25 protein-coding genes are annotated in these 26,009 nt (G+C 75.2%); 14 read left to right on the top strand and 11 right to left on the bottom strand.

Going from position 1 to position 26,009, the window contains the following annotated elements; translation table 11 throughout:
• Positions 1-48 precede the first annotated feature (48 nt).
• Both ACQPZO_RS20965 and ACQPZO_RS20960 read left to right on the top strand, forming a co-directional pair.
• A complete protein-coding gene (locus tag ACQPZO_RS20965; RefSeq protein WP_433343307.1) occupies positions 49-1,374 on the top strand; it encodes a helix-turn-helix domain-containing protein in 1,326 nt (441 codons plus the stop codon).
• A 70-nt stretch (positions 1,375-1,444) separates the two neighbouring features.
• Positions 1,445-2,761, top strand: a complete 1,317-nt coding sequence (locus ACQPZO_RS20960; protein WP_433343306.1) for a helix-turn-helix domain-containing protein — start codon at positions 1,445-1,447, stop codon at positions 2,759-2,761.
• Positions 2,762-2,853: 92 nt separating this feature from the next.
• On the opposite strand, the gene ACQPZO_RS20955 is transcribed toward ACQPZO_RS20960, so the two are convergent.
• Positions 2,854-3,702, bottom strand: a complete 849-nt coding sequence (locus ACQPZO_RS20955) for a carbohydrate-binding protein (RefSeq protein ID WP_433343304.1) — start codon at positions 3,700-3,702, stop codon at positions 2,854-2,856.
• A 78-nt stretch (positions 3,703-3,780) separates the two neighbouring features.
• Entirely contained in the window at positions 3,781-4,740 is a 960-nt protein-coding gene (locus tag ACQPZO_RS20950; RefSeq protein ID WP_433343303.1) for a helix-turn-helix domain-containing protein, read from the bottom strand.
• A 193-nt stretch (positions 4,741-4,933) separates the two neighbouring features.
• On the opposite strand from ACQPZO_RS20950, the gene ACQPZO_RS20945 reads away from it, so the two are divergent.
• A complete protein-coding gene (locus ACQPZO_RS20945) occupies positions 4,934-6,271 on the top strand; it encodes a carbohydrate-binding protein (protein WP_433343301.1) in 1,338 nt (445 codons plus the stop codon).
• A 76-nt stretch (positions 6,272-6,347) separates the two neighbouring features.
• Here ACQPZO_RS20945 and ypfJ read toward each other — a convergent pair whose 3' ends face one another.
• On the bottom strand, positions 6,348-7,268 hold the full coding sequence (gene ypfJ, locus ACQPZO_RS20940) for a KPN_02809 family neutral zinc metallopeptidase (protein ID WP_433351126.1): 921 nt from the start codon (positions 7,266-7,268) through the stop codon (positions 6,348-6,350).
• Positions 7,269-7,514: 246 nt separating this feature from the next.
• Between ypfJ and ACQPZO_RS20935 the strand changes: the two genes are divergently transcribed.
• Positions 7,515-9,119, top strand: coding sequence for an ABC-F family ATP-binding cassette domain-containing protein (locus ACQPZO_RS20935; RefSeq protein WP_433343299.1), 1,605 nt, complete (start codon positions 7,515-7,517; stop codon positions 9,117-9,119).
• A 109-nt stretch (positions 9,120-9,228) separates the two neighbouring features.
• Here the strand turns inward: ACQPZO_RS20935 and ACQPZO_RS20930 are convergent, their stop codons facing one another.
• Positions 9,229-9,822, bottom strand: a complete 594-nt coding sequence (locus tag ACQPZO_RS20930; RefSeq protein WP_433343298.1) for a cadmium resistance transporter — start codon at positions 9,820-9,822, stop codon at positions 9,229-9,231.
• A gap of 208 nt (positions 9,823-10,030) precedes the next feature.
• On the opposite strand from ACQPZO_RS20930, the gene ACQPZO_RS20925 reads away from it, so the two are divergent.
• The 3 genes from ACQPZO_RS20925 (at position 10,031) to ACQPZO_RS20915 (ending at position 13,203) form a co-directional block, all read left to right on the top strand.
• Positions 10,031-10,258, top strand: a complete 228-nt coding sequence (locus tag ACQPZO_RS20925; RefSeq protein ID WP_007462679.1) for a helix-turn-helix domain-containing protein — start codon at positions 10,031-10,033, stop codon at positions 10,256-10,258.
• 46 nt (positions 10,259-10,304) lie between these two features.
• Complete coding sequence (locus ACQPZO_RS20920; protein ID WP_433343297.1) at positions 10,305-11,072, top strand: enoyl-CoA hydratase/isomerase family protein; 768 nt, start codon at positions 10,305-10,307, stop codon at positions 11,070-11,072.
• Between the two features lie 151 nt (positions 11,073-11,223).
• On the top strand, positions 11,224-13,203 hold the full coding sequence (locus ACQPZO_RS20915; RefSeq protein WP_433343295.1) for an ABC transporter ATP-binding protein: 1,980 nt from the start codon (positions 11,224-11,226) through the stop codon (positions 13,201-13,203).
• Positions 13,204-13,236: 33 nt separating this feature from the next.
• Here the strand turns inward: ACQPZO_RS20915 and mug are convergent, their stop codons facing one another.
• From mug to ACQPZO_RS20885, 6 genes are all read right to left on the bottom strand, one after another.
• Complete coding sequence (gene mug / locus ACQPZO_RS20910; protein ID WP_433343293.1) at positions 13,237-13,812, bottom strand: G/U mismatch-specific DNA glycosylase; 576 nt, start codon at positions 13,810-13,812, stop codon at positions 13,237-13,239.
• Positions 13,812-14,573: an SDR family oxidoreductase gene (locus tag ACQPZO_RS20905; protein ID WP_433343292.1), complete on the bottom strand. Its 762-nt coding sequence runs from the start codon at positions 14,571-14,573 to the stop codon at positions 13,812-13,814. Before ACQPZO_RS20905 ends, mug begins: the two co-directional genes overlap by 1 nt.
• 33 nt (positions 14,574-14,606) lie before the next feature.
• Positions 14,607-15,089, bottom strand: coding sequence for a hypothetical protein (locus ACQPZO_RS20900; RefSeq protein ID WP_433343290.1), 483 nt, complete (start codon positions 15,087-15,089; stop codon positions 14,607-14,609).
• A complete protein-coding gene (locus ACQPZO_RS20895; protein WP_433343289.1) occupies positions 15,086-15,979 on the bottom strand; it encodes a DUF692 domain-containing protein in 894 nt (297 codons plus the stop codon). Before ACQPZO_RS20895 ends, ACQPZO_RS20900 begins: the two co-directional genes overlap by 4 nt.
• Positions 15,976-16,887 carry a TIGR04222 domain-containing membrane protein gene (locus tag ACQPZO_RS20890; RefSeq protein WP_433343288.1) on the bottom strand — a complete coding sequence of 304 codons (912 nt, stop codon included), beginning with the start codon at positions 16,885-16,887 and terminating at the stop codon, positions 15,976-15,978. Before ACQPZO_RS20890 ends, ACQPZO_RS20895 begins: the two co-directional genes overlap by 4 nt.
• Before the next feature lie 114 nt (positions 16,888-17,001).
• Positions 17,002-17,574 (bottom strand): TetR/AcrR family transcriptional regulator, encoded by a 573-nt coding sequence (locus ACQPZO_RS20885; protein WP_433343286.1) that lies wholly within the window; start codon positions 17,572-17,574, stop codon positions 17,002-17,004.
• A gap of 147 nt (positions 17,575-17,721) precedes the next feature.
• On the opposite strand from ACQPZO_RS20885, the gene ACQPZO_RS20880 reads away from it, so the two are divergent.
• The 3 genes from ACQPZO_RS20880 to ACQPZO_RS20870 all read left to right on the top strand — a co-directional run bounded on the left by ACQPZO_RS20880 (position 17,722) and on the right by ACQPZO_RS20870 (position 20,465).
• On the top strand, positions 17,722-18,579 hold the full coding sequence (locus ACQPZO_RS20880; protein WP_433343284.1) for a carbon-nitrogen hydrolase family protein: 858 nt from the start codon (positions 17,722-17,724) through the stop codon (positions 18,577-18,579).
• A gap of 64 nt (positions 18,580-18,643) precedes the next feature.
• Positions 18,644-19,288, top strand: coding sequence for an HAD family hydrolase (locus ACQPZO_RS20875; protein WP_433343283.1), 645 nt, complete (start codon positions 18,644-18,646; stop codon positions 19,286-19,288).
• Between the two features lie 223 nt (positions 19,289-19,511).
• On the top strand, positions 19,512-20,465 hold the full coding sequence (locus ACQPZO_RS20870; RefSeq protein WP_433343282.1) for a serine protein kinase RIO: 954 nt from the start codon (positions 19,512-19,514) through the stop codon (positions 20,463-20,465).
• Between the two features lie 52 nt (positions 20,466-20,517).
• On the opposite strand, the gene ACQPZO_RS20865 is transcribed toward ACQPZO_RS20870, so the two are convergent.
• Positions 20,518-20,763, bottom strand: a complete 246-nt coding sequence (locus tag ACQPZO_RS20865) for a DUF2630 family protein (RefSeq protein WP_350888148.1) — start codon at positions 20,761-20,763, stop codon at positions 20,518-20,520.
• A 104-nt stretch (positions 20,764-20,867) separates the two neighbouring features.
• On the opposite strand from ACQPZO_RS20865, the gene ACQPZO_RS20860 reads away from it, so the two are divergent.
• The 4 genes from ACQPZO_RS20860 to ACQPZO_RS20845 all read left to right on the top strand — a co-directional run bounded on the left by ACQPZO_RS20860 (position 20,868) and on the right by ACQPZO_RS20845 (position 25,976).
• On the top strand, positions 20,868-21,785 hold the full coding sequence (locus ACQPZO_RS20860; RefSeq protein ID WP_433343281.1) for a GNAT family N-acetyltransferase: 918 nt from the start codon (positions 20,868-20,870) through the stop codon (positions 21,783-21,785).
• Positions 21,786-21,946: 161 nt separating this feature from the next.
• Complete coding sequence (locus tag ACQPZO_RS20855) at positions 21,947-23,335, top strand: cytochrome P450 (RefSeq protein ID WP_433343279.1); 1,389 nt, start codon at positions 21,947-21,949, stop codon at positions 23,333-23,335.
• On the top strand, positions 23,332-24,246 hold the full coding sequence (locus ACQPZO_RS20850) for a terpene synthase family protein (protein WP_433343277.1): 915 nt from the start codon (positions 23,332-23,334) through the stop codon (positions 24,244-24,246). The genes ACQPZO_RS20855 and ACQPZO_RS20850 overlap by 4 nt, the downstream gene beginning before the upstream one ends.
• Positions 24,243-25,976: a prenyltransferase gene (locus ACQPZO_RS20845; protein WP_433343276.1), complete on the top strand. Its 1,734-nt coding sequence runs from the start codon at positions 24,243-24,245 to the stop codon at positions 25,974-25,976. Before ACQPZO_RS20850 ends, ACQPZO_RS20845 begins: the two co-directional genes overlap by 4 nt.
• The last annotated feature ends 33 nt before the right edge of the window (positions 25,977-26,009 follow it).

Raw genomic sequence — 26,009 nt, 5'->3', positions numbered from 1 at the left:
CGCGTGTACGGGCCACTAGGCTGGCGGCAGCGCGCGAAGGGGGTCGGGATGGAGACGACGGACGGCGTCTCCGGTGGCGCCGGCCCGGGCGGGGAGCGTCTCGGCGACCGGATCCGCCGCCTGCGCACCGCCCGGGGGCTGACCCAGCAGCAGATCGCCGTGCCCCGGTACACCCGGGCGTTCCTCGGCGCGATCGAGTCCGGCACCCGTACCCCCAGCCCGGAGGCGCTGGCTCACGTCGCGGACCGGCTCGGGCTGCCGGTCGACGACCTGCGCTACGGGCGGCCGGCAGACGCGGCGGCCCGGCTGGCCGGGGAGTTGGCGGCGGCCCGGCGAGCACTGTCGGCCGGCGACCTCGACGCCGCAGACCGCGCGCTCGCCGACGTCGGTCGCCGGGCCGACGACTACCACCTGCCTGAGCTGGGCGGCTGGGCGCGGTACTACGCGGCGGAGGCGGACCTGCACCGGGGCAGGGCCCCCGCCGCCGCGGCGGGCTACGCGCGGCTGGCGGCGCAGCCGCCGGCGGACTGTTCCGCACTGCGCGCGGCGGTGCTCGCCCGGCAGTCCTACTGCCTGCTCGTCGACGGGGACGCCCCCCGCGCGGTGGCCGTGCTGGAGGAGGGGCTGCGGGAGCTGCGGGCGACGACGCCGGTGGACCCCGACGCCGAGCTGCGGCTGACCAACGCGTTGATGTACACGTTCCTGGAACTGAGCTGGCGACACCGGGCCCGCCGGCTGGAACGGGACGCGCTGCCGCTGCTGAGCCGGGCCACCCGGGGAGAGTGGGTGGCCCAGTTCTACGCCGTCGCGGGCCAGCTCCGGCGCGACGGCGAGCTGGACGAGGCCGACCGCTACCTGCGCGAGGCGGTCCGCCGCTACGCCGAGCTGGGACTCACCCGGGAGATCGCGCTGTGCCACTGGGCCCGGGGGTACGTGCTGCGCCGGGCCGGGCGGCCCGGCGAGGCCGGCCCGGAGCTGCGCCGGGCCCGGGAGATGCTCGGCGCGGCCGGTGCCGTGCTCGACCACGCGGGGGCGACCCTGGAGCTGGCCGAGTCCCGCCGCCGGGAGGGCGCGCTGGACGAGGCGGAGGAGCTGGCCGGGGAGGCCGCCCGGACGGCGGCCGAGTGCCGGCACCGGGAGCTGATGGCGGAGGCCGACCTCGTGCTCGGCCTGGTGCGCGCGGGCCGGGGCGCCGGCGAGGATGCCCGCCGGTTGCTGTCCCGGGCGGCCGACCGGTACGAGCAGGCCGGGCTGATGGGGGAGGTCGTCGTCGCCTGTCGACACCTCGGCGAGTCGCTGCTCGCCGAGGGGGACCGCCCGGGGGCGGCCGAGGTGCTGCGCCGGGGCCTGCGCGCGGCGGAGCGACTGACGTGAGCGGCCGGCGCGCGGCGGGGCGCGGTGGGACGGCTGACGCGGGCGGCCGGCGCGCGGCGGGGCGGCAGTGGTGACGCAGCGGCGGGATCAGGTGGGTGCCCGCCTCCAGCGGCTGCGCGCCGCGCGGGGGCTCACCCAGCGAGCCCTGGCCGAGCCGCGCTACACCGCGGCCTACGTCTCCGCGGTGGAGGGCGGCCGGCGTACCCCCTCGGCAGACGCCGTCGCCCACTTCGCCGAGCGGCTCGGAGTCACCCCGGTCGACCTGACCACCGGCCGCTCCCCGGCCGAGGTGGTGTGTCTGCACCTGCGGCTGGTCGAGGCCGACTGCGCCGGGCCGGCCGATCCCGCCGGGGCGGGCACGGGCTACCGGGAGGTGATCTCGGCCGCCGCGTCCCTGGACGCCCCGGTCCTGGTCGCCCGGGCCCGGCTCGGCCTCGCCGGCCTCGCCCTGCGGCGGGGGGACGCCGGCGAGGCGGCGGCGCAGCTCGAACGGGCCGAGGAGTTGCTGGCGGAGGCAGCGCCGCACGTCCGCGCCGAGGCGACCGCCGTCCGCGCGGTGCTGGTGGGCCGCGGTGGCGACCTCCGGTACGCGACATACCTGCTGGCGTCGGCCCGGGACGGGCTGGTGCGGGACGGTTATCCGGATCCCGCTGCGCTGCTGACCCTGCACGCGGAGCTCGCGGTCTGCCACCTGCAGCTCGACGACGAGCCGGCTGCGGCGGAGGCTGCGGCGGAGGCCCTGGCCCTGACGGTGCTGGCCGAGCCGGCCCGGGTGGCCGGGCTGCACCTGACGGTGGCGGGCAGCCTGCTGGCCGGGGGCCGCACGGCGGAGGCGGCCACGGCGGTGGAACAGGCCCGGCAGGCCGCCCGGCAGGCCACGCTGGACGTGCAGTTGGCGTCGTGCCACCGGGCCCGTGGGCGCGGCCGGTGGGCCGCCGGGGACGTCCCGGGCGCGCTGGCGGATCTCACCACCGCGTACGACGCGCTGCGCGCCGCCGGCCAGCCAGGGCTGGCCGGGGACGCCGCGGTCGAGTTGGCCGAGGCGTACCGGGCGCTCGGGCGGCCGGCGACGGCGGACGCCCTGGTGGGGGAGGTGCTGGACCGGGGTGGCGAGGGTCCCGGCGCCGCCCGGGCGGCGCGGGTGCGCGGACTGCTCCGCGCGGACGCCGGCGACCGGCCCGGGGCGGAGCGCTACCTGCGGGCGGCGGCCGAGGGGTTCCGCGCCGCCGGCCGGCGGCGCGAGCTGGCGGGCACCGTGCTGGCGCTGGCCGATCACCTCGCCTCCGCCGGCCGGCCCGCCGAGGCGTTGGACCTGATGCGTGAGGGGTTGCGCGCGGTGGAGCGGCTCGGCGAGCGCCCACCCTCAGCGGTGCGCCCGGCCACCTGACGCCCAACCAACTGCCCCTCGGTCGCCCCTGCTGCCGGGTGTGGCGGGCCGCCCGCCGGGCACCGCCCCGCCCCGGCAGCCTGGTCGGCCGCTCAGTCGCGGGCCCAGAGCGCCGGGGTGTTCGGCGGTTCCCAGCCCGCCTGGGCGGTGTGCAACTGGAGGCAGCGGTAACCGGAGCCGCCGAACGTCACCCGGTCGCCGGCCCGGTACGTGGTCCCCGCCGCCCAGGTGCCCGACGGCGGCGGGGTGCCGGTGGGGCTGGCGGTGGGGGAGGGGGAGGGGGTCTGCGACACGTTGAGCACGAAGTCGAAGGTGGCCTCCCGGCCGCCGTCCACCGCGCGCACGGTCATCAGCAGGGCCGGGTTGAACAGCGAGTCGGTGCTGTTGCGGGGCTCGCCGGGGAAGTAGAGCTGGGTGGTGAGCACCGGTCGACCCGGGGCCTGGACCTTGACGTGGATGTGCCGGGTCCGGCCGGGGTAGAGGCCCGGCACGATCGTGGTCAGCCGGTACGCGCCGGAGGCGTCGGTGAACTGGTGCCCGCGCATCCGGTAACCGGCGCTGTCGTAGCCGCCGTTCGCGTCGGCCTGCCAGAAGTCGAGCAGCACGTTGGGGATCGCCCGGCAGCCCAGGCCGAAGACGTAACCGCTGACAGTCAGCCGGGTGCCGACCGTGCCGGCCTCGATCAAGGAGGTGCGGCGCGGCGAGTTGGGCTTGAAGTAGGGGCCCTCCATCTGCGCCGGCGTCGGGTCGTCGCCGTCGTCGCACATCGGGGTGGGCGTCAGCGCCGGCCCGGCGGGGCTGCCGCTCGTCGCGAGCGCCCGCGCCGCGCCGCCGAGGAGCAGCGGGGCGGGCAGGGTGAGGGCCACGGCCCTCAGCACGGTCTTGCGGGTGACACCGTTGGTGTCGCGGGGCTCGTCCGCGCCGGTGGATGCGCCGGTCATGGCAGCTCCTTGTCGCTCGGTGGTGACCTTCCGAGCCGACCCGGTCGGGCCGGCCGCTGCCACCGACCCTAGGGAGATTTATCCGTCCACGTCGATGTGATCGATGCCCGGGTCGTGGTGTTTTCCACCGTGCAGACGGAAGCCGCCGGGGGTGTCGCCGACCTCGCGGCGGAAGAACCGGCAGAAGTAGGCGGCGTCGGCGAAGCCCAGCCGGGCGGCGATCCGTGCCACGGTGAGATCGGTCTGGACCAGCAGCCGCTTCGCCTCCAGCACCCGGGCCCGGCGGATGAGCTGGGCCGGGGTGGCGCCGGTGGCCCGGGGGACCGCCTCGTTGAGGTGCCGCACCGAGACGCCGAGGCGGCGCGCGTAGGCGTGGGTCGGTTCGCCGAGCAGGGCCGGCTCGGCGAGCAGCTCGTCGAAGCGGCGGGCCACCGCCGCGGCCCGGCCCGCGTGTGCCGGGGCGTCGCCGCACGGGTGACCCGCTGGTCCGGCCGGCTTCGAGCGGCCCACCTCGACGACGAGGATGTGCAGGTACGCCCGCAGCACGCTGCGGCAGCCCGGCTCGGCCCGGCCCTGCTCCCCGGCCATCCGTTCCAGCACCGACCGGATCCGGCCCGCGTGTGCGGCGTCGCGCGGGTGCCACGAGCGGTGGCCCGAGCGGTGCAGCGCGTCCCGGTCGCCCGGGTCGGCCAGCAGGAACTCGGGGGCGCACAGCACGACGTGTCCGCGCAGGTCTTCCGCGTCGCGCCAGTGGTGCACCTGGCCGGGGGTGACGAGGAAGAGCTGGGGTGGTCGGACGGCGTACGCGACGAGGTCGACGACGTGGGTGGCGTGCCCGTGGGTCACGTAGACCAGTTCGTAGAAGGTGTGCCGGTGCGGGAAGTCGGCGCGGGACAGCGGCCCGAGCTCGGCGAAGGAGCCGACGGCGAACGGGAGTTCGTCCGGCGCGGGGACGTCCAACTCGTGGCGGGGCAGAGCCGGTGGCGGGCCGGGGTCTGCCCGGCGGCGGGCCGGGGCGGGGCGGGGCGAGGTGGACAACGGCCACTCCAGGCGGTCACGGCAGCCGGATGCGGCCGATCGGGGAGCGTATTGACGCATCCGGATACCTCACTTACCGTACTGGCAACAGAGTTAACAACAAAAGTTGGCTCGCCGGTAGCGCGGCGGGCGGGCGGTCAACCGCGCCCGCCGCCCACCCGGTCCCTCCCCCCCCGGTCCGCGAGGAGATTCCATGCGCCGACGACCCGCCACCATGGCCGCCGCCTTCCTGGGCGCCGCCGCCACGGTGCTCACCTTCACCCTGACCGCGCAGGCCGACCCCGGTGCCGGTCCGGCCGCCGGCGGCCCGGTCGGCGTGGCGGCCCCCGACGGCATCGCGCCGGAGATGTTCGCCGCGCTCCAACGGGACCTGCGGCTGACCCCGGCGCAGGCCCGCACCCGGCTCGACACCGACGCCCGGGCCGGCCGGGTCCAGCAGGTGCTGACGGCCACCCTCGGCAGCCGCTACGGGGGCGCCTGGGTGACGCCCGACGGCGCCGCCGTGACCGTCGGAGTCACCACCGCCGCCGACGCCGCGACGGTGCGTGGCCTCGGCGCGGTCCCGGCGCGGGTGCGGCACAGCGAGCAGGCCCTGGCGGCGGTGGTGGACCGGCTGGACCGGCGGGCCGGCGACGCGCCCGACGGGGTGGCCGGCTGGTACGCCGACCTGCCCACGAACAGCGTCGTGGTGCTGGCCCGCCCCGGCGGCGACGCCGAGGCCGAGGCGTTCGCCGCCGGCGCGCCGGCCGGCACGGTCCGGGTCCAGGCCACCACGGAGGACCCCCGGCCGTACGCCGACGTGATCGGCGGCAACGCGTACTACATCGGCAGCAGCCGCTGCTCGATCGGCTTCTCCGTGCAGGGCGGGTTCGTCACCGCCGGGCACTGCGGTAGCACGGGCGCCCGGACCTCCCAGCCGGGCGGCACGTTCCGGGGCTCCACCTTCCCCGGCCGGGACTACGCCTGGGTGCAGGTGGACGCCGGCAACACCCCGCGCGGGCTGGTGAACAACTACACCGGCGGCACGGTCGCCGTGGCCGGCAGCACCGAGGCCGCCGTCGGCGCGGCGGTCTGCCGGTCCGGGTCCACCACCGGCTGGCGCTGCGGCACCATCCAGCAGAAGAACGCCTCCGTCACCTACCCCGAGGGCACCGTCTCCGGGCTGACCCGCAGCAACGCCTGCGCCGAGCCGGGTGACTCCGGCGGCTCCTGGCTGGCCGGCAGCCAGGCCCAGGGGGTCACCTCCGGTGGCTCGGGCAACTGCACCAGCGGCGGCACCATGTACTTCCAGCCGGTGAACCCGATCCTGGCCGCGTACGGGCTGAGCCTGATCACCTCCGGCGGCGGCCCGGACCCGACGCCCACCGCGACCGGCACCCCGCCGGGCGGCACGACCTGGCAGGCGGGCACCGGGTACGCCACCGGGGCGACGGTGACCTACGCCGGCCAGTCGTACCGGTGCCTGCAGGGGCACACGGCCCAGGTGGGCTGGGAGCCGCCGATCGTCCCCGCCCTGTGGCAGCAGGTCTGAGCCATCTCGAGAAACGGGTCGGGCCCGGTCGCCACCACGGCGACCGGGCCCGTCCCGCGTGTACCGGGGCGGCGGGTCAGAGGCTGCCGCCGAAGGTGTCGCAGGACTTCGGGTCGCCGGTGTCGTACCCCTTGGTGAACCACTGCCTGCGCTGCTCGGACGTGCCGTGGGTGAACTCGTCCGGGTTCACCGGCCGGCCCGAGCGCTTCTGGATGGCGTCGTCGCCGATCTTCTCGGCGGTGTCGATGGCCTCCCGGATGTCCTGCTCGGTGATGCTCTTGAAGATCTTCTGGCCCTTCTCGTCGGCGGTGCCGGTGGCGTTCTTGGCCCACGCGCCGGCGTAGCAGTCGGCCTGGAGTTCCAGCTTCACCGACAGCGCGTTGGCGTTGTTCGGGTCGCGCTGCTGCTGGCGGCGCATCTGTGCCTCGGTGCCGAGCAGGTCCTGCACGTGGTGGCCGTACTCGTGGGCCAGCACGTACGGCTGGGCGAACTCGCCCTTCGCGCCGAGCTGGTCGGCGAGCTGCTGGTAGAAGGTCAGGTCGATGTAGACCAGGTCGTCGGCGGGGCAGTAGAACGGCCCGACGCCGGAGTCGGCCTGGCCGCAGCCGGTGTTGACGCCCTGGCTGAAGAAGACGGTCTTCGAGGGCTGGTACTGCTTGCCGAGGACCTCGGGCAGCGCGGTGCGCCAGTACGCCTGGATCGAGTTGACGTAGAGGGTGTTGCGGCAGTCGAGCTGCTTGAGGGCGTCGTCGGCCGAGCACTTCTGCGTCAGCGAGGTGTTGTCGCCCTGCTCAGAGCCGCCGTCGCCGCCGGTCATCGCGTTCAGGCCGAAGCCGCCGCCGACCAGGGCGACCAGCACCGCGACGATGATGCCGACGATGCCGCCGCGCCCACCGCCGATCGGGATGGGGATGCCACCCAGGCCGCCGCCTCCTCCCGACCCCCGCCGGTCGTCCACCTGACTGGTGTCGGCCCGCGCGTTCTCGTTCAGCTCCATGTTGACCCCGATCACCGATTCATCACGTTTGGCGGTTGCGGTACCGGACCGGGTCCGGACGGCGTTTCTGCTACCCGATGATCTTGATCGGTAACCGTGGCGGCGTCCCCGGGGACGCCCGGTACAATTGCGGCGTGCTGCTCTGCGAAGGCTGAACCGCCCCGCGCCGACGGGAACCATCGACCCGCCGGCGCTTTCGCGTGCCCATGAGTCAGCCCTTCCAGACCTCGAGAGCGAGCCCCTCAGATGATCACTGCCACCGGCCTGGAACTGCGCGCCGGCGCCCGGATCCTGCTGTCCGACACCACCCTGCGGGTGCAGCCGGGCGACCGCATCGGCCTGGTCGGCCGCAACGGCGCCGGCAAGACCACCACCCTGAAGGTGCTCGCGGGGGAGGGGCAGCCGTACGGCGGCCAGATCGATCGGCGCAGCGCCGTCGGCTACCTCCCGCAGGACCCACGCACCGGTGACCTGGAGGTCACCGGCCGGGACCGGGTGCTCTCCGCCCGGGGCCTGGACGTGCTGATGGCCCAGATGCAGGAGGTCGAGGCCAGGCTCGCCGACAGCGTCGAGGACAAGCTGGTCCGCCGCTACGGCGCCCTGGAGGACCAGTTCGCCGCCCTCGGCGGGTACGCGGCCGAGGCCGAGGCCGCCCGGATCTGCGCCAACCTCGGCCTGCCCGACCGGGCCCTCGCCCAGACCATCGGCACCCTCTCCGGCGGTCAGCGCCGCCGCATCGAGCTGGCCCGGATCCTGTTCCGCGACGCCGGGGAGAACGGCGGCGGCATCCTGCTGCTCGACGAACCGACCAACCACCTCGACGCCGACTCGATCACCTGGCTGCGCGGCTTCCTCGCCAACCACAAGGGCGGGCTGATCGTGATCTCCCACGACGGCGCGTTGCTGGAGTCGGTGGTCAACAAGGTCTGGTTCCTCGACGCCACGCGTTCCGTGGTGGACGTCTACAACCTGGGCTGGAAGGCGTACCTGGAGGCGCGGGAGACCGACGAGCGGCGCCGCCGCCGGGAGCGGGCCAACGCCGAGAAGAAGGCCGGCGCGCTGATGGCCCAGGCCGACAAGATGCGGGCCAAGGCCACCAAGACCGTCGCCGCGCAGAACATGGCCCGCCGGGCCGAGAAGCTGATCTCCGGGCTGGAGGAGGTCCGGGTCTCCGACCGGGTGGCCAAGGTCCGCTTCCCGAATCCCGCGTCGTGCGGCAAGACGCCGCTCACCGCGTCCGGGCTGTCCAAGTCGTACGGCTCGCTGGAGATCTTCACCGACGTCAACGTGGCGGTCGACCGGGGCTCCCGGGTGGCCATCCTCGGCCTCAACGGCGCCGGCAAGACCACCCTGCTGCGGATGCTCGGCGGCCTGCTCAAGCCGGACACCGGCGAGGTGCACGCCGGGCACGGGCTGCGGCTGGGCTACTACGCCCAGGAGCACGAGACCCTGGACGTGAACCGGACGGTGCTGGAGAACATGCGCGCCGCCGCCATCGAGCAGACCGACACCGAGCTGCGGAAGATCCTCGGCGCGTTCCTGTTCTCCGGCGAGGACGTGGACAAGCCGGCCGGGGTGCTCTCCGGTGGGGAGAAGACCCGGCTGGCCCTGTCCACCCTCGTCTGCTCCGGCGCCAACGTGCTGCTGCTCGACGAGCCGACGAACAACCTCGACCCGGTCAGCCGGGAGCAGGTGCTCGACGCCATCGCCAACTACCCGGGCGCCATCGTGCTGGTCACCCACGACCCCGGCGCGGTGCTGGCGCTCAAGCCGGACCGGGCGATCCTGCTCCCCGACGGCGACGAGGACGCCTGGAGCGACGACCTGCTCGAACTGGTCGAGCTGGCCTGAGCCGCCCGGAGCCGCCCCCCGCGTAGATCGCGGAGCAGCGCTGGGCGGAAAGCGACTTTACGCACCTTTCGCGAAGCGCCGCACTCCATGACCCCCCGGCGGGGCGGAATCAGGCGGTCAGGTGGGTCAGCACGCCGGAGCTGACCAGGATCACCACGCCGATGGCGACGAAGACGGCCGGGACCAGCCAGTGGCCGGCCCGGCCGACCAGCCGGACCACCGCCGGGTGGCCGCCGAGGCCGGCGGCGACCGCGCACCACAGCCCGACCAGCGCGGCGAACACCACCAGCCAGACCAGTGCGTCGACCGGGTCGAGGGCGCGGAACACCGGCACGTACACGGCGATGTTGTCGGCGCCGTTGGCGATCGTCACCCCGGTCACGCCCAGCAGCCCGCCGACCACGGCGGGCGGCTCGGCGTCGCCGCTCCGGGCCAGCAGGGCGCGCACGCCGAGCGCGATCGGCAGCAGGCCGAGCAGGCCGGTCCACGGGTCGGGCACCACGAGCAGCCCGGCGGCGACCACCACGGCGGCGGCGACCAGCGCGCCGATGCCCAGGTACTGGCCGCCGACGATGTGCCACGGCCGGGGCCGCCCGGTGCTCCGGGCTGCCACGAAGAGCACGGTCAGCACGATGACGTCGTCGACGTTGGTGGCGGCGAACACCAGCGCCGCGGCGGCCGCGGTCGCGATCAGGTCGGTCACGCCAGGCAGGGTACGGCCGCCGCGCGCCCGCCCCGGCCGCCGCCCGCAGGGGCACAGTCAGCCGTCCGCAACCGTCACCCTATCGGTTAACCGACACTGCATAGCGTGTCGGTTGGCGAATAGTTGATATCTGGCGCATGATCGTTCGAGGCGGTCTAATAGGTGGGACCGTATCCGAACCGCACAGTCTGGGACGTGAGGAATCAGCATGGCAGCCACTGGCACAGCCACCAGCACTGAGAAGGGTCGCCGGATCGTCGGAGCCGAGCGTCAGACGCTCGCCAAGGACCTGGTAAAGCGGTACACCTCGGGGGAGAGCATCCGCGCGCTCGCGGCCTCCACCGGGCGTTCCTACGGGTTCATCCACCGGGTGCTCACCGAATCCGGTGTCCAGCTGCGTCAGCGCGGCGGTGCCCGGCGTCGCAAGAAGGCGTGACCCGCCCACCGACGTCGTCCACCAGCGCCGTCCCCCGGGCCGCCCGGTGACCCCCGGCGCGGCCGGGGTACGACTCGACTGCGACGGGCCGGTCGCGACGGTCACGTTGTGCCGGCCCGACGTGCTCAACGCCCAGACCCCGGCGATGTGGCGCGCGATGAGCGACTTCTCCCGCGACCTGCCCGGTGACGTGCGGGTCGTCGTCGTGCGCGGCGAGGGGCGGGCGTTCTCCGCCGGTCTCGACCTGTCGGTGGCCGGTGCCTCCGGCCCAGGCTCCTTCGCCGAGCTGGCCACCCTGCCCGAGCAGGAGTGCGCCGGCCGGATCGCGGAGTACCAGGGCGGCTTCACCTGGCTTCATCGGCCAGACGTGATCTCGGTGGCGGCCGTGCAGGGGCACGCCATCGGCGCCGGGTTCCAGCTCGCGCTCGCCTGCGACCTGCGGGTGCTGGCCACCGACGCCAAGGTCTCCATGGCCGAGGTGACCCTGGGCCTCGTCCCCGACCTGGCCGGCACCAAGCGGCTGGTCGAGCTGGTCGGCTACGCCCGCGCCCTGGAGATCTGCGCCACCGGCCGGCGGATGGACGCCGCCGAGGCCGACCGGCTCGGGCTGGCCACCCTGGTGGTGCCGAACGCCGAGCTGGATGCCGCTGTGCGTGACCTCACCGCCGGTCTGCTCGCCAACGACCGGAACGCCGTGGTGGAGATCAAGGCGCTGCTCGCCGGCGCCGCCGGCCGGTCCCACGCCGAGCAGCAGCGGGCCGAGCGGGAGGCCCAGACCCGCCGCCTCCGAGACCTCGCCGGCCGCGGCGAATAGCCGCGCCCGGGCAGGCCGGAACGGTCTCGCCGGGCGGGCCCGGACAGTAAGGACTGGCCGGGAAGAATTGGGTTACGGCCGAGGTTGTCGTACGCGTCGGGAGAATCGACCTGACGGCACGAGTCCGCCCACGACCCGGAGGTGACGCGCGATGTCTGACGGCGGCATGGGCGGCTGGAACATGATCCGCTCGATGCGCAACCGGGACGAGGTCTCCGCCCACCGGCTCAAGCGCGGCACCGCCCGGCGGATCGTCGAGTTCGCCCGGCCCTACCGGCGGGACATGGTCGTCTTCCTGGTCACCGTGGTGATCGCCGCGGTGATCGGCGTCGCCACCCCGGTGCTCGCCGGTGACGTGATCAACGCAATCAGTCGCAGTGGCCCGGACGCCGGGTCGACCGTGGTCCGGCTGGCCGTGGTCATCGCCGCCCTGGCGGTCGCCGACGCGCTCTTCTCGCTGGCCCAGCGGTGGTACTCGGCCCGGATCGGCGAGGGAATCATCCTCGACCTGCGGACCCGGGTCTACGACCACGTCCAGCGGATGCCGCTGCAGTTCTTCACCCGCACCCAGACCGGCGCGTTGGTCAGTCGGCTCAACAACGACGTGATGGGGGCGCAGCGGGCGTTCACCTCCACCCTCTCCGGGGTGGTCAGCAACGTCATCCAGCTGGTGCTCACCGCCGTGGTGATGCTGACCCTCTCGTGGCAGATCACCGTGCTGTCGCTGATCCTGCTGCCGATCTTCATCATCCCGGCCCGCCGGGTCGGCCGACGGTTGGCCGACATCACCCGCGAGTCGTACGACCTCAACGCCAAGATGAGCGCCACGATGACCGAGCGGTTCGGGGTGGCCGGGGCGCTGTTGGTCAAGCTGTTCGGCTCGCCCGACGTGGAGGCGCGCCGGTTCGCCGGCCGGGCCGAGCGGGTCCGCGACATCGGCATCCAGTCAGCCATGTACTCCCGGACGTTCTTCGTGGCGATGCTGCTGGTCGCCTCGCTGGCCCAGGCGCTCACCTACGGCCTCGGCGGCTGGCTTGCGGTCACCGGCAGTGTCAGCCCCGGCACGGTGGTGACGCTGGCGCTGCTGCTCACCCGCCTCTACGGCCCGCTGACCGCGCTGTCCAACGTCCGGGTGGACGTGATGAGCGCGCTGGTCTCCTTCGACCGGGTCTTCGAGGTGCTCGACCTGCGCCCCGGCATCGAGGAGAAGCCGGACGCCGTCGCCGTGCCGCGCGGCAACGGCCGGGTCGAGTTCCACGACGTCCGGTTCCGCTACCCGAGCGCCGCCGAGGTGTCGCTGGCCTCCCTCGAGGAGGTCACCACGCTGGACCGCACCGTCAACGAGCCGGTACTCAAGGGCGTCTCGTTCGCCGTCGAGCCGGGCCAGATGGTGGCCCTGGTCGGCCCGTCCGGCGCCGGCAAGTCCACCCTGTCCATGCTGATCTCCCGGATCTACGACGTCAGCGAGGGCCAGGTGCTGGTCGGTGGGGTCGACGTCCGGGACGCCACGCTCGCCTCGCTGCGCGACGAGATCGGCGTGGTAACCCAGGACTCCCACCTCTTCCACGAGACGATCGCCGAGAACCTGCGTTACGCCAAACCGGGTGCCACCGACGACGAGATCTGGGCGGCCCTCGCGGGGGCGCAGGTCGCCGACCTGGTCCGGTCGTTGCCCGACGGGCTGGAAACCACCGTCGGCGAGCGGGGGTACCGCTTCTCCGGCGGCGAGAAGCAGCGCATCGCGATCGCCCGGCTGCTGCTCAAGGCCCCGTCGATCGTGATCCTCGACGAGGCGACCGCGCACCTGGACTCGGAGAGCGAGGCGGCGGTGCAGCGGGCCCTGTCGGTGGCGCTGACCGGGCGTACCGCGTTGGTGATCGCGCACCGGTTCTCCACCGTCCGGGACGCCGACCAGATCCTGGTCCTCGACGAGGGCCGGATCATCGAGCGGGGCCGGCACGAGGAGCTGGTCGCCGTCGGCGGGCTCTACGCCGAGCTGTACCGCACCCAGTTCGCGTTGGCCGAGTCGCCCGCGCCGTACGTCGACGCGACCGGGCGGGAGACGGTGATCACCATGCCGATGGCCAACTACGTCGCCGACGAGGCGATGCCCCCGGCCACCGCCAACTGACCGGCGGCCGTCTGCCGGCCTGACCCGGCCGGGTCAGGCCGGCCCGCCGGTCGCGGCGCGTAGCTCGCCGAAGGCCACGCCCAGGGTCTCCGCCGTGAAGTGGGCGTTCAGCCCGCTCGGGTTGGGCAGCACCCACAGCCGGGCGTCGCCGAGCAGTTCCGGCTGCGGCCCGAAGGCCGCCTTCGGCCGACCGAACCCGATCCGGTACGCGGTCACCCCGACCACCGCCACCCAGGCAGGCCGGTGCCGCCGCACCTTGTCGGCCAGGAGCTCCGCCCCGTCGACCAGCTCGGTGGCGGTCAGCTCGTCGGCCCGGGCGCTGGCCCGGGCCACCATGTTGGTGATGCCCAGCCCGTACGCGGGCAGCGCGTCCTGCTCGCTCGGGTGCAGCTGCCGGGGTGTGAAGCCGCCCCGGTGCAGGGCCGGCCAGAACCGATTGCCGGGCCGGGCGAAGTGCCAGCCGGTCGCCGCCGACCAGAGCCCGGGGTTGATCCCGACGAAGAGCACGGCCAGCCCCGGCGCGATGACGTCGGGGATGATCCGGTCCGCCGCGGCGGCCAACTCCTCCCGCGTCGGCCGCCGGCTGGGCCCGGGGGCGCGGGTGGGCATCAGAGGCCGCGCAGCGCGCCGCCGTCGACCGGGAGGGTGATCCCGGTCAGGTAGCCGGCGGCGGGGGAGAGGACGAACGCGGCGACCCGGCCGAACTCCGCCGGCTCGCCGATGCGGCGCAGTGGGATGCCGGCCTCGGCCTCGGCCCGGGCCCGCTCCGCATCCCCGGAGGCGGCGAGCAGCTCCCGGTTCCGGTCGGTCATGATCCGCCCCGGGAGCAGGCCGACGACCCGCACGCCCCGGGGGCCGTACTCGTCGGCCATGTCCTTGGCCACCCCGGCCAGGCCCGGCCGAAGCCCGTTGGAGATGCCCAGCCCGGCCAGTGGGCTGCGCACCGAGCTGGACAGGACCAGTCCGATCGCGCCACCGTCGGACAGCCCGGCGGCGACCGTCCGGGCGGTGCGGACGGTGCCGAGGAAGACGGTCTCGAAGGACTCGCGCCACTGCGCGTCGGTCGCCCCGGCCGCCGTGCCCGGGGGTGGGCCGCCGACCGACACCAGCGCGCCGTCGAGCCGGCCGAAGTGTTCCCGGGCGGCGGCGACCAGCCGGTCGGGGGTGGCCGGGTCGGCCAGGTCGGCGGCCAGCCCGATGGCCCGTTCCGGGCCGCCGAGCCGCTGCACCGCCTCGGCCACCCGCTCGGGCGCCCGGGCGGAGACGACCACCCGCGCCCCGTCGGCGACGAGACACTCGGCGGTGGCGAAGCCCAGCCCGCGCGAGGCGCCGGTCAGCACGTACACCCGGTCGGTGAGTCCCAGATCCATGGGACCGATCCTGCCGTACGACGCGGGAGTCGGTCAGCGACGGGCCGGGCGCAGCAGGCGTACCCGGCCGGCGAGCTGCACGGCGACGGCGCCGCCGGTGCGGGCCACGGCCGGCAGCCGGCGGCGGCGCGGCGCCCCCGCGCCGTCGTAACGGCTGGCTGCTTCCCGGGCGGCCAGCTCCTCGGCGCCCAGCGGCGGCAGCTGGCCCCGTTCGCGCAGCTCCCGGGCCAGGTCCCAGCCGTCGCGCAGCGAGCCGTTGGTGGGCCGGCCGGCGGCCCATCCGGCGAACGTCGCCGGCCAGGCCGCACCGAGGCCGGCGGCGAGCAGTGGCCAGTGCCGGGCCACGTCGCCGGCCCGCTTGCGCAGCAGGGCCCGGCGGGCGGCGTCGACCGGCCCCGGGGCGAACCCGGGCGGCAGCGGCCCGCCCGCGACCAGGGTCGCCACCAGCTCGGCCTGCCGGGCGGCCAGGGCGCCGGGCCGGTGGGACGCAGCGGGGCGGCCCCGGTCGTGGCTCACGTCACCACCGGGTACCCGGAGGCGGCGGCGATCGCGTCCAGTTCGGCGCGCAGCTCCGGCGCGGGCGGCCAGTGTCCGTCGCGCTCCAGCAGCAGCGCCGGTGGGCGGTGCCGGGCGCACAGCGCGCCGACCAGGTCGAGTACGACCGGCGGCACCGGGTCGGTGTGCGTGTCGTGGTAGAAGCCGCCCTGCTCGGCGCCGCCGGCGACGTGCACGTACGCGACCCGGTCCAGCGGCAGCCGGTCCAGCAGGGCGAGCGGGTCCGTGCCCCGGTTGCGGGCGTTGGCGTGCACGTTGGCGATGTCCAGCAGCAGCGTCGCGCCGGTGGCGTCCAGGATCTCGGTGAGGAAGTCCGCCTCGTCCAGCTCGTCGTCCGGCCAGTCGAACAGCGCCGCGATCGGCTCCAGCGCCAGGGGGACCGGTAGCTCGGCCTGCGCCCGGCGGACGTTTGCCACCACCGCGGCGACGGCCTCCCGGCTGCGCGGCAGCGGCAGCAGGTGACCGGCCTCCAGCCCGCCGGCCCGGACGAAGGCGATGTGCTCGCTGACCAGCGGTGCCCCGACCAGTTCGGCGACCCGCGCGAGGTGGGCGACCCGGGCCGGGTCGACCGGCTCCGCGCTGCCGAGGGAGAGCCGCACACCGTGCGGTACGACGGTGACGCCGCGCTCGACCAGTTCGGCGAGACCGGCCGGCGGCGGCCCCTGCGGGGCGATGGCCTCCGCCACCACCTCGACGAACCGCAGCCCCGGCAGCTCGGCCACGAAGCCGGCGATCTCCGGCCGCCAACCGATGCCGACCCCGGCGGGACCCGGGCCGCCCCCGGCCGCCTCGCCCGCGTCCCGGCCCGCCCGGGCACCCGGGTCGGTCGTGGCGGTTGCCGGGCCGGTCATCCGCCGCACCCGCCTCCACAACCGCCCCCGCCGCCGCAGGAGCTGCCACCGCTGCACGAACTCCCCGCGCCGCCGCACGAGGTGCCGCCGCTGGAGGAGCCACCGGAGGAGAGCGCCTGCCGCTGGATCTCGGCCTGCTCGGCGAAGCCCGGGTCCATCGCCCAGAGCGAGGCGGTACCGAACAGGGCGACGCCCAGCGCCGCACCGGCCGCTCCGTAGGTGGCGTAGGCCGGGGCGGAATCGGGGGCGAGGTGCAGGTTGCGCCGGCGCAGCTCGCGCAGGGCGACGTCGGCGGCCCGGGTCCGCCAGGGCACCCGGGCGATCAGCGCGGCCGCGACGGCCACCGGGAGCAGGACGAGGAACAGGAAGCCGACCGGGCGGTCGTTGGCCAGCCCGGCGACGACCCGGGCAACGCCGAGCAGCACGAGCGAGAGCAGCAGGAACGACCCGCGTCGGGCGGAGAGCCGCTGCGCCTGCGTCAGCGCCAGGCCCTGCCGCTGCAGGCCGTCACGCAGCTGTTCGAGCGCCCGCAGCACCCACCCGTCGCGGCCCAGCTCGCTGGCGTACAGGTTGCGGCTGGCGGCGTGGTGGACCGCCCGGTCCAGCGGGGTGGACCCGGGCGGCAGTTGGCCGCCGACCGACAGCCGCCGGTTGGGTTTGACGCCGACGATCCCGGTGCCGCGCAGGCCGCCGAGCGAGGTCCAGATCGCGAGCTGGTTGCCGCCGTTGAGGAAGGCCACCTGCTGGGGACCGAGCTGGCCGACGTCGGCGGCCGGGGGGCCGGCGAGGACCCGGCGCCGGTGCACGATCGAGCCGACGACGACCACGAGGGCCGCCAGCAGGTAGACCCAGAGGAAGGTGGGACCGGAGATGCCCCAGGTGTCGCCGGGCGCCGCGATGACGGTCATGCTGCTCTCCTGTCGCGCGAGGGAACGCGACCCCATTGTGGAACAGGCCCGCCATGGTGGGCCTCGGCCGGAAAGCGCAGTTACCGGACCGAGACCGGGCCGGGCGGGTGCCGGTCAGCGGCGACGGACGGCCTCCTCGACCAGGTCGAGCACCGGGCCCAGGTCGCCGGCCGGGCGCCCCATCGCCAGGTGCAGCACCAGGCCGTCGTAGGCGAGTTCGAGGAATTGGGCCAGCACGTCGATCGGCACGTCCTGGCGGAGCACGCCGGCCTCCCGCTGGCGGACCAACCGCTCCCGGGTGGCCTCGGCGATGGCGGCGGAGCGCTCGGCCCAGCGCCGGGCGAACGAGGGGTCGGTGCGCAACCGCCGGGACACCTCCAGCTGGCTGCCCAGCCAGCCGGTGGTGTCGGGCGAGACGGCCCGGGCCAGCAGGTCCCGCATCACCTGGACCAGGCCGTTGCGGGCGACCGTCTCCACCATGGCCGCCGCGTCGTCCTCGGCCACCGCCAGGAAGAGCGAGTCCTTGTCCCGGAAGTGGTGGAAGATGGCGCCGCGGGAGAGCCCGGTGGCCTCCTCGAGCCGCCGAACCGTGGCGCCCTCGTATCCGTGCCGGGCGAAACACGCCCGGGCTGCGGTGAGGATCTCCTGCCGGCGGGCGTCGAGCTGGTCCTGACTTACTCTGGGCACGGGCTGATCGTGTCAGGTGCCCGGACGCTCTGCAAACCGTACGTACGGCTTGGAGGCGGTGGCGGGAGGCCGCCCGCAGCGGCGACGGGTGCCGGCGGGCCGCGCGCGATGATCGACCGCCCTGCGGCCGGCTACGATCGCCCGGTGATGACGCCCCCCGCTACCCCCGCCGCGCCGCTGACCGTGGCGGCCGTCCAAGCCGACCCGGTGCCCGGGGACGTCGCCGGCAACGCCACCACCGCCGCCCGGCTCACCGGCCGGGCCGTCGCCGAGGGCGCGCGGGTGGTGGTGCTGCCGGAGCTGTTCCTGCCCGCGTACCACCTGCCGACGCTGGCCGCCGACCCGGCCGGCACCGACCTCGCGGCGGCCGGGGACGGCACGGTGGACGACGCCCGGCTCGACCCGCTGCGGGCCGCGGCCCGCGACGGCGCCGCGGTCGTGGTGGTCGGCGCGGCGGTCCGGCACCCGGACGGCCGGCGGACCGTCTCCGCCCTGGTCGTCGACCGCAGCGGCGTCGCCCGCGCGGCGTACGACAAGCAGCAACTCTGGGGCGACGAGCGCGAGCTGTTCCAGCCCGGCCGGCGTGGGGCGACCCTGCTCGTCGACGACTGGCGGTTCGGCCTGGGCATCTGCTACGACGGCTGCTTCCCCGAGCACGCCCGCGCCGCTGCGGCCGACGGGGCGCACGGCTACCTCTGCCCGAGCGGCTACCTCACCGGCTCCGCGCATCGCAGGGACCTCTACTACGCGGCGCGGGCCCTGGACAACACCATGTTCGTCGTGTTCGCCAACGCCGTCGACGGCGTGGACCCGTGGCGGTTCAACGGCGGTGCGGCGGTCTACGACCCGCAGGGCCGGCCGCTGGCCCGGGGCGCGGACACCGGCGAGGACGTGCTGGTGGCCGTCCTCGACCCGGCGGTGCTCGCGGACACCCGGGCGGAGCACTCCATGCTGGCCGATCTTCCCGCCGACGCCGGGGCGACCCGCGCGGCGCTGCGCGGCTGAGCTGACCGAGGTGGCCGCAGGCTGACCCTGTCGGCCGGCGGCTCCTCTGCCTTATGGTGCCCGAGTGCCGTTGCTCCTGTTGGATCTGGACAACACCCTGCTCGACCGGGCCGGCCCGTTCCGTGCCTGGGGCGAGCGCTTTCTCGACGGTGTGGGCGCCCCGGCCACCGACATCGACTGGCTGCTGTCCGTCGACGCCGACGGGTTGACCGACCGTTGGGACGTCGCGGACGCGATCCGGGACCGGTACGGGCTGCTCATCCCCTCGATCGACATGGTCGAGCAGCTGCACGACGGGGTACTGGCCAACAGCCGCCTGGACCCGCTGGTGGCCTGCGCGCTGCGCATCGCCGACGGGGCCGGCTGGATGCCGGTGGTGGTCAGCAACGGCGCCGTACGCCAGCAGGACGCGATGATCCGCCGCACCGGCCTCGACCGGTTTGTCGCCGACTGGGTGATCTCCGAGGAGGTCGGGGTCAGTAAGCCCAACCCGAGGATCTTCGCGCTGGCGGCCCGGCGGGTCCGGATGCCGCTGCACGGTGCCTGGGTGGTGGGGGACAGCCCGGAGGCGGACATCGGCGGGGCGGCGGCGGTGGGTCTGCCCAGCGTCTGGCTGCACCGGGGCCGGGCCTGGACGGACACCCGCTTCGCCCCGACGTTCACCGTGGACGGCCTGATCGCCGCCGTCGCCACGGTGCTCGCCGCCTGAGTCCTCCGGGCTGCGGCGGTGCGCCCGCCCGGGCCCCGTCGTTCCGGGCCGGCGTCGGCGGGCGGGTAAACCGGTTGCAAATCGGGTCGGCGCGGCCGAGCATGGTGCCGCGCGAGTGCGCAGCCGGGGTGTTCCCGGTCGAGGAGAGGAGGTCGGTCATGGCCGTCTTCGCAGGGCGTTTCCACCTGCCTCCACCAGCCTCGATCAAGGGATCACCAGCACAGTGCGTGACGATGACTTCCCGGCGCGCGGGCGCCGGACCCGCGGCAAGAGCCGCTTCGACGACGACGAACCGCAGTTCCTGAAGCGTGGCCGGCCCGCCGAGCCGGTCCTGACCGATCCGGACCACACCCCCGACGACGACGTCCCCGGCGACCAGGCCCCGAACGACGCCTGGTCGAGCTGGGACCGGGCCGTGCACGGCCCCGAGCCGCACCCGGCCTGGCTGGTCACCGAGCTGGCAGCCCGGGACACCGAGCTGGGCGTGCTCAAGACCGGCAAGGAGGCGGACGTCCACCTGGTCCGCCGCGCCGTGCCGGAGACCGACCGGTCCTGCCTGCTGGCGGTCAAGCGCTACCGGGACGCCCAGCACCGGATGTTCCACCGGGACGCGGGCTACCTGGAGGGCCGCCGGGTGCGCCGGTCCCGGGAGAACCGGGCGATGGCCGGGCGGACCGCGTTCGGCCGGCAGATGATCGCGGGGCAGTGGGCCGCCGCCGAGTTCGCCGCCCTGTCCCGGCTCTGGGAGATCGGCGCGGCGCACGGCCGGATCGCCGTGCCGTATCCGGTGCAGCTGATCGGCACCGAGCTGATGCTGGAGTTCGTGGGTGACCCGGCCGAGGGGCGGGCGGCGCCCCGGCTGGCCCAGTGTCGCCCCGAGCCGGCCGAGCTGTGCTCCCTGTGGGAGCAGCTCGTCGACGCACTGGTGGTGCTGGCCCGGGCCGGCCACGCCCACGGGGATCTGTCCCCGTACAACCTGCTGGTGCACGACGGGCGGCTGGTCATGATCGACCTGCCGCAGGTGGTCGACGTGGTGGCCAACCCGCAGGGCCCGGAGTTCCTGGCCCGGGACGTGCGGGTGGTGGCGGCCTGGTTCGCGGCGCGCGGCCTGCCGGCCGAGCGGACCGACCCGGCCGCCCTGACCGGGTTGTTGCTGCGCGAGGCCGGCATCCGCTGAGTCGGCCGTTGGCTCCGGGGACGGGCGGTGCGCCGTCCGTCCCCGGGGTCGGCTACTGCAGGTACCGCTCCACCTCCGGCCTGGGGCGTACCCCCGAGGCGTCGGGGTCGCCGTGGGTCTCGCGCGCGGCCCGCCGCCGGCGCAGCAGGTCCCAGCACTGGTCCAGGGACTCCTCCAGCGCGCGCAGCCGGTCCCGGTCGCCCTCGGTGCCGGACTCGTGGGCCTGCGCCGTCGAGCGGAGCCGGTGCTCCTCGTCGACCAGCTCGGAGATCCGGTTCAGAATGGTCTTGTCGTCCATGCCCTGAGCCTGGCACAGCGGCCGGGGGCGTGCCCGCCTCTCCCGCGCGCCGGCCCGCCGAGAGCTGTCGCGCGGGCCGGGCGGCTACGATACGTTGCCACACCATGACGCTCACCGTGCGGCCGTTCACCGATGCCGACACCGACCCCGCCGTCGAGGTGCTCCGGGCGACCCAGCCGCACCGGGTGGCCACCCCTGCGTTGATCCGCTGGCAGGTCGGCGGCGTCCGGGCCGCCGAGCGGTTCGGCGCCCTGGTGGCCGAGGTCGACGGCGTGCCGGTCGGGCTGGCGCGCACCGGGCTGCTGCACGAGAGCGCCGAGCCCGGGCTGGGGTTCGTCAACCTGGCGGTGCGCCCGGACCGGCGGGGCCGGGGGGCCGGGTCGGCCCTGCTCGCCGCCGCCGAGCGTCGGCTGGCCGGGCTCGGCGTCCGGACGGCGTACGCGACGGTCGCCGACGTGCCTGCGGACCTGGCCTTCGCCGGGCGGCGCGGATACCGGCGCGGCCGGCGCTCCCGGCTGCTGGTCCGCGACCTGGCGGCGCCGCTGCCGCCGGCGCCGGTGCCGACGCGGGGCGTCCGGGTGCTCAGCGCAGCCGACCTGCCCGACCCGCGCCCGCTGTATGAGGTCGACCTGGACGCGGCGCGGGACGAACCGGGCGAGGTCGGGATGGACGAGATCGGGTATGCCGACTGGCTGGCAGCCTACTGGGACCGCCCCGACCTGGACCGGGCGCTGACCACGGTGGCCGTGGTGGACGGGGAGGTGGCCGCGTTCACCGTGGCGCTGACCGACGGCCGGGACCGGCACCAGTCCGGGATGACCGGCACCCGGCGGGCGTACCGGCGGCGCGACCTGGCCCGGCTCGTCAAGCACGCCGCCCTGGCCCGGGCCAGGGCGGCCGGGTTCCGCCAGGCGGTGACGGTCAACGACGCCGGCAACGACGCGATGCTCGGCCTCAACGCCTGGCTCGGTTACCGGCCGGTCGCGGACCAGTGGCGCTGCCGGCGGGATCTGCACTGGTAGGAGGCCCACGCCGGGCCTTTTGTGGACTCGTCAAATTTCGTCCGCGAAAATTTCTCCCCTTGCCTATGGAGAAGTTGCCCTGCTCAATGGCATGCTCGGGCAGACCGTGACTTTGCACAGTCGTCCCGCGACGCATTGCGATAAGGGGAGCTCAACCAGCCGTGGCAACCCCACACACCGCCCCGACCCGCGCCCGGCGAGCGAGATCCGTTCCACCGTGGCACGTACTGCCGGGCCTGGCACGAGACCCGGTTCGGGCCCTGCTCGGGTTCGGCGAGCGCGCCGCCGGCGAGGTCATCCGGCTCAACCTCGGTTCGTTCCGCCCCTATCTGGTTACCGACCCGGCCCACGTGCAGCAGGTGCTGGGCGATCGGGCCGACAACTTCGGCCGCGCCGGTGACGGCCCGTTCTGGGGCCCGCTGCGCCGGCTGTTCGGCGATGGCATCCTCAGCGACGGTCCGGCGTGGTCGGACAGCCGGCGCATCCTCCAGCCCCTGTTCACGGCCAGACGGGTCGAGGCGATGATGGGCGGGATCGCCGAGACGATCGCCGACGCGGTCGCCGAGCTGGACGCCCCGGCCCTGGCCGGCCGCCCGGTGGACATCGGCGCCGAACAGGCCCGGATCGTCTGCCGGGCGATGATGAAGGCGTTGTTCGCCGACCGCATCTCGGTTTCCGACGCGCTGCGCGTCATCGAGGCACAGGACTCGATCGCCACCTCGGTCATCCCCCGGGTGCTGGTGCCGTTCGTCCCGCTCTCGCTGCCCATGCCGGGCGACCGGACCTTCCGCGAGGCCGTCCGGCGTATCGACGAGGTGCTGGTGCCCATCGTCCGCTCGGCGCGGGCCACCGCCGCGCACGGCGGCGACGACATCATCTCCACCCTGTGGCGGGGCACCACGGACGACGGGCAACCACTGGACGAGCGGCAGGTCCGCAACGACACCGTCGCGATGGTCGCGGTCACCACCGAGACGACCATCAACGTGCTGACCTGGCTCTGGCCGCACCTGGAACGCTCGCCCGAGGTCGCCGCCCGGCTCCAGGAGGAGATCGACCAGGTGGTCGGTGGCGACCGGGTCGGCCCGGAGCACCTGCCGCAGCTGCGCTACACCCGGATGGTGCTGGACGAGCTGATCCGGCTCTACCCGGTGGCCTGGCTGGCCCCCCGACAGGTGGTCCGGTCGGTCTCCCTCGGCGGGGTGGAGCTGGAGGAGGGGGCGACGCTGCTGGTCAGCCCGCTGATCACCCAGCGGCTGGAGCGGTACTGGGAGCGACCCGAGGTCTTCGACCCGGACCGGTTCGCCCCGGACCGGGTCCGGGCCCGGCACCGGTACGCCTTCTTCCCCTTCGGCGGCGGGCCGCACCAGTGCCTGGGGATGCACCTGTTCTATCTGGAGGCACAACTGATCGTGGCCAACATGCTGAGCCGCTACCGGCTGCGAGTGCACAGCCCACGCCTGCCCACCATGCAACTCGCCGCCGCGCTGCGCACCAAGGACCGCGTGGAGCTGGAACTGCGCCCGACCCACCCCGTGGGCGTCGCATGAACGTCTCCGCCCGCCCCTCGGCGGTGCTGCCCGACCAGCTCTCCGCCGCCGCCGAGCAGGGCCGGATCTGCGCGCTCGCCGCCAAGGGGCAGCGGGACCTGCAACGGCAGGCCGCCCGGTACCCGGACCTCTTCTCCGGCCCGCCCTTCGACGGCACCCTGTTCAGCAACATCGCCCTGGCCATCGCCTTCGGGGCACCCTGGTGCACCGCCGAGCAGCTGCGACTGACCAACCGGGCCGTGCTGTGGGGGTTCGCCCTGGACTTTCAGATCGACTACCTGGCGAAGTCCCGGGCGGACGTCGACCGGGTGGTGGCCGGCGCCCTGGCGGTCGCCGACGGCGCCAGCCCGGACGCCGACGACCCGCTGGGCCGCCTGCTCGCCGAGCTGCGCGACGAGCTGGCCGGGGTCCCGGCCTTCGCCGAACTGGGCGACGCCTGGCGTGCGGCGGTACGCCGGACGGTCACCGCGATGGCCCGCGAGTGGGACTGGAAGACCGGCCGGGAGCGTGACGGCGCGCCGCTGCCCGGCTTCGCCGAGTACCTCGACAACGCCGACAACCTCGCCTGCACCGTGGTCAACGTCGCGCACTGGATCTGGACGGGGGACGCCGAGACGCACCGGCGGCTCGACCGGCTGGTCACGGTCAGCGACGAGGTTCAGCGGGTGCTGCGGCTGGTCAACGACCTGGCCACCTACGAGCGGGACCTCCAGTGGGGGGACCTGAACGCCCTGCTCCTCGTCGCCGACCGCGCCGAGGTGGACCAGCGCATCGTCGAGCTGGTCGAGCGGTGCACCGAGCTGCTCGCCCCGCTGGCCGGCGGCTGCCCGTTGCAGGCGGCGTACCTGTCCCGGCAGATCGGCTTCAGCAGCGGCTTCTACCGGTCGGCCGACTTCTGGGGGGAACGGTGACGGCCGTCCGGTCGTGGACCCGCCGCGACGGCGGGTCCGGGAGCACCGCCCACCGGCCCTCGCAGGCCACCGGCGACGGAGCCGCCCAACCGCCCCCGCGGGACCCGGAGTCCGCGACCGACGCCCGCGAGTTGGTCTCCGCGATGACCCTCACCTCCTCGGGGCAGTCCTCCGTGTCGGTCTACGAGACCGCCCGCCTGGTCGGCCTCGCGCCGTGGCTGACCCACCACGTGGAGCGGATCGCGTACCTGCTGGACGCCCAGCGCCCGGACGGGGCGTGGGGCGGCCCGGAGGGGTACGCCCTGGTGCCGACGCTGAGCGCCACCGAGGCGCTGCTCACCGCCCTACGTCGCGGCGACGCCGCCTGGCTGCGCGAGCCCCGCGCCGCCGAGCGGCTGACCCGGGCCGTCGACGGCGGCCTGCGGGTCCTGTACGCCCGGCTCACCGGCCCGGCCGGCCCCGAGCTGCCCGACCTGCCGGCCACCGACCTGACCGTCCCGGCGCTGGTCGGCTCGCTCAACGCGCACCTCGACGCGCTGCGTGCCGACCCGCTGCCCGGCCTGACCGCCTGGCGCGACTCCCGGGCGCTGCCGCTGCCGTCGGGGCTGGATGGCGTACGGCTCGACCGGGTCCGCGCGCTGCTCACCGCCGGCCGGCCGCTGCCGGAGAAGCTGCTGCACGCCCTGGAGGTCGGCGGCCCGGCGGCCCACCGCGCCGCCGACGTCGCCCCCGTCGGGCCGGGCACCGTCGGTGCCTCGCCGGCGGCCACCGCGGCCTGGCTCGGCGTGCCCGTCCCCGGGGCCGGGGTCCGCGCGGCGGTGTCCTACCTGGAGGACGTGGCCCGTCAGCAGGGCGGGCCGGTGCCCTGCGCCACCCCGATCACCGTGTTCGAGCGGGCCTGGGCGCTGAGCACGATGAGCCGGGCCGGCATCGCGCTGCCGGTCCCGCCCCGGCTGCTGGCCGGCCTGGTGGCGACGGTCGGTCCCGCCGGCACCGCCACCGCCCCCGGCCTGCCCGCCGACGCCGACACCACCGCCGTGACCCTGTACGCGTTGGCCCGGCTCGGCCGCCCGGTCGGCCCGGACAGCCTCTGGGGATACGACACCGGCGAGCACTTCTGCACCTGGCGGGGGGAGGACGGGGCCTCGGTCACCACCAACGCCCACGTGCTCGACGCGTTCGGCTGGCACCTGGGGCACCGGGCACCGGACGACGCCCGGCTCGCCGAGGTGGTGCGGCGGCTCACCGGTTGGCTCGTCGAGCGGCAGCAGCCCGACGGTCGGTGGTCCGACCGCTGGCACGCCTCGCCGTACTACGCCACGAGTTGTGCGGTGCTCGCACTGGCTGGCTACGGCCGGGGGGCGGCCGTGGCGGGCGCGGTGACCCGGGCGGCCGGGTGGGTGTTGGCGGGGCAGCGCGCCGACGGCTCCTGGGGGCGTTGGGGCGGCACGGTCGAGGAGACCGCGTACGCCGTGCACGCCCTGCACGCCGCCGGGCCGGCCGCGCCGGCCGGCGTCGGGGCGGCGCTCGGGCACGCCCGGTGCTACCTGGCCACCATGGAGGGACGCGACGGGGAGCCCGCGCTCTGGCACGACAAGGACCTGTACCGGCCCGCCGTGATCGTCCGCGCCGCCGTCATCGCCGCCCGCCATCTCGTCCGCGCCGGGGCCGGCGACGGCACCGCCGAGGGACCCGGGAATCGGACGCCCTCGTTGATCAGTGCCGCTTGAGTGAACAATCGGACGCTGCTAGCGTGCGCCCGT

It is taken from the genome of Micromonospora sp. CA-111912 (genome assembly GCF_050948415.1).
Lineage (GTDB): Bacteria > Actinomycetota > Actinomycetes > Mycobacteriales > Micromonosporaceae > Micromonospora.
This window is presented reverse-complemented; position numbering and strand designations above follow the sequence as displayed.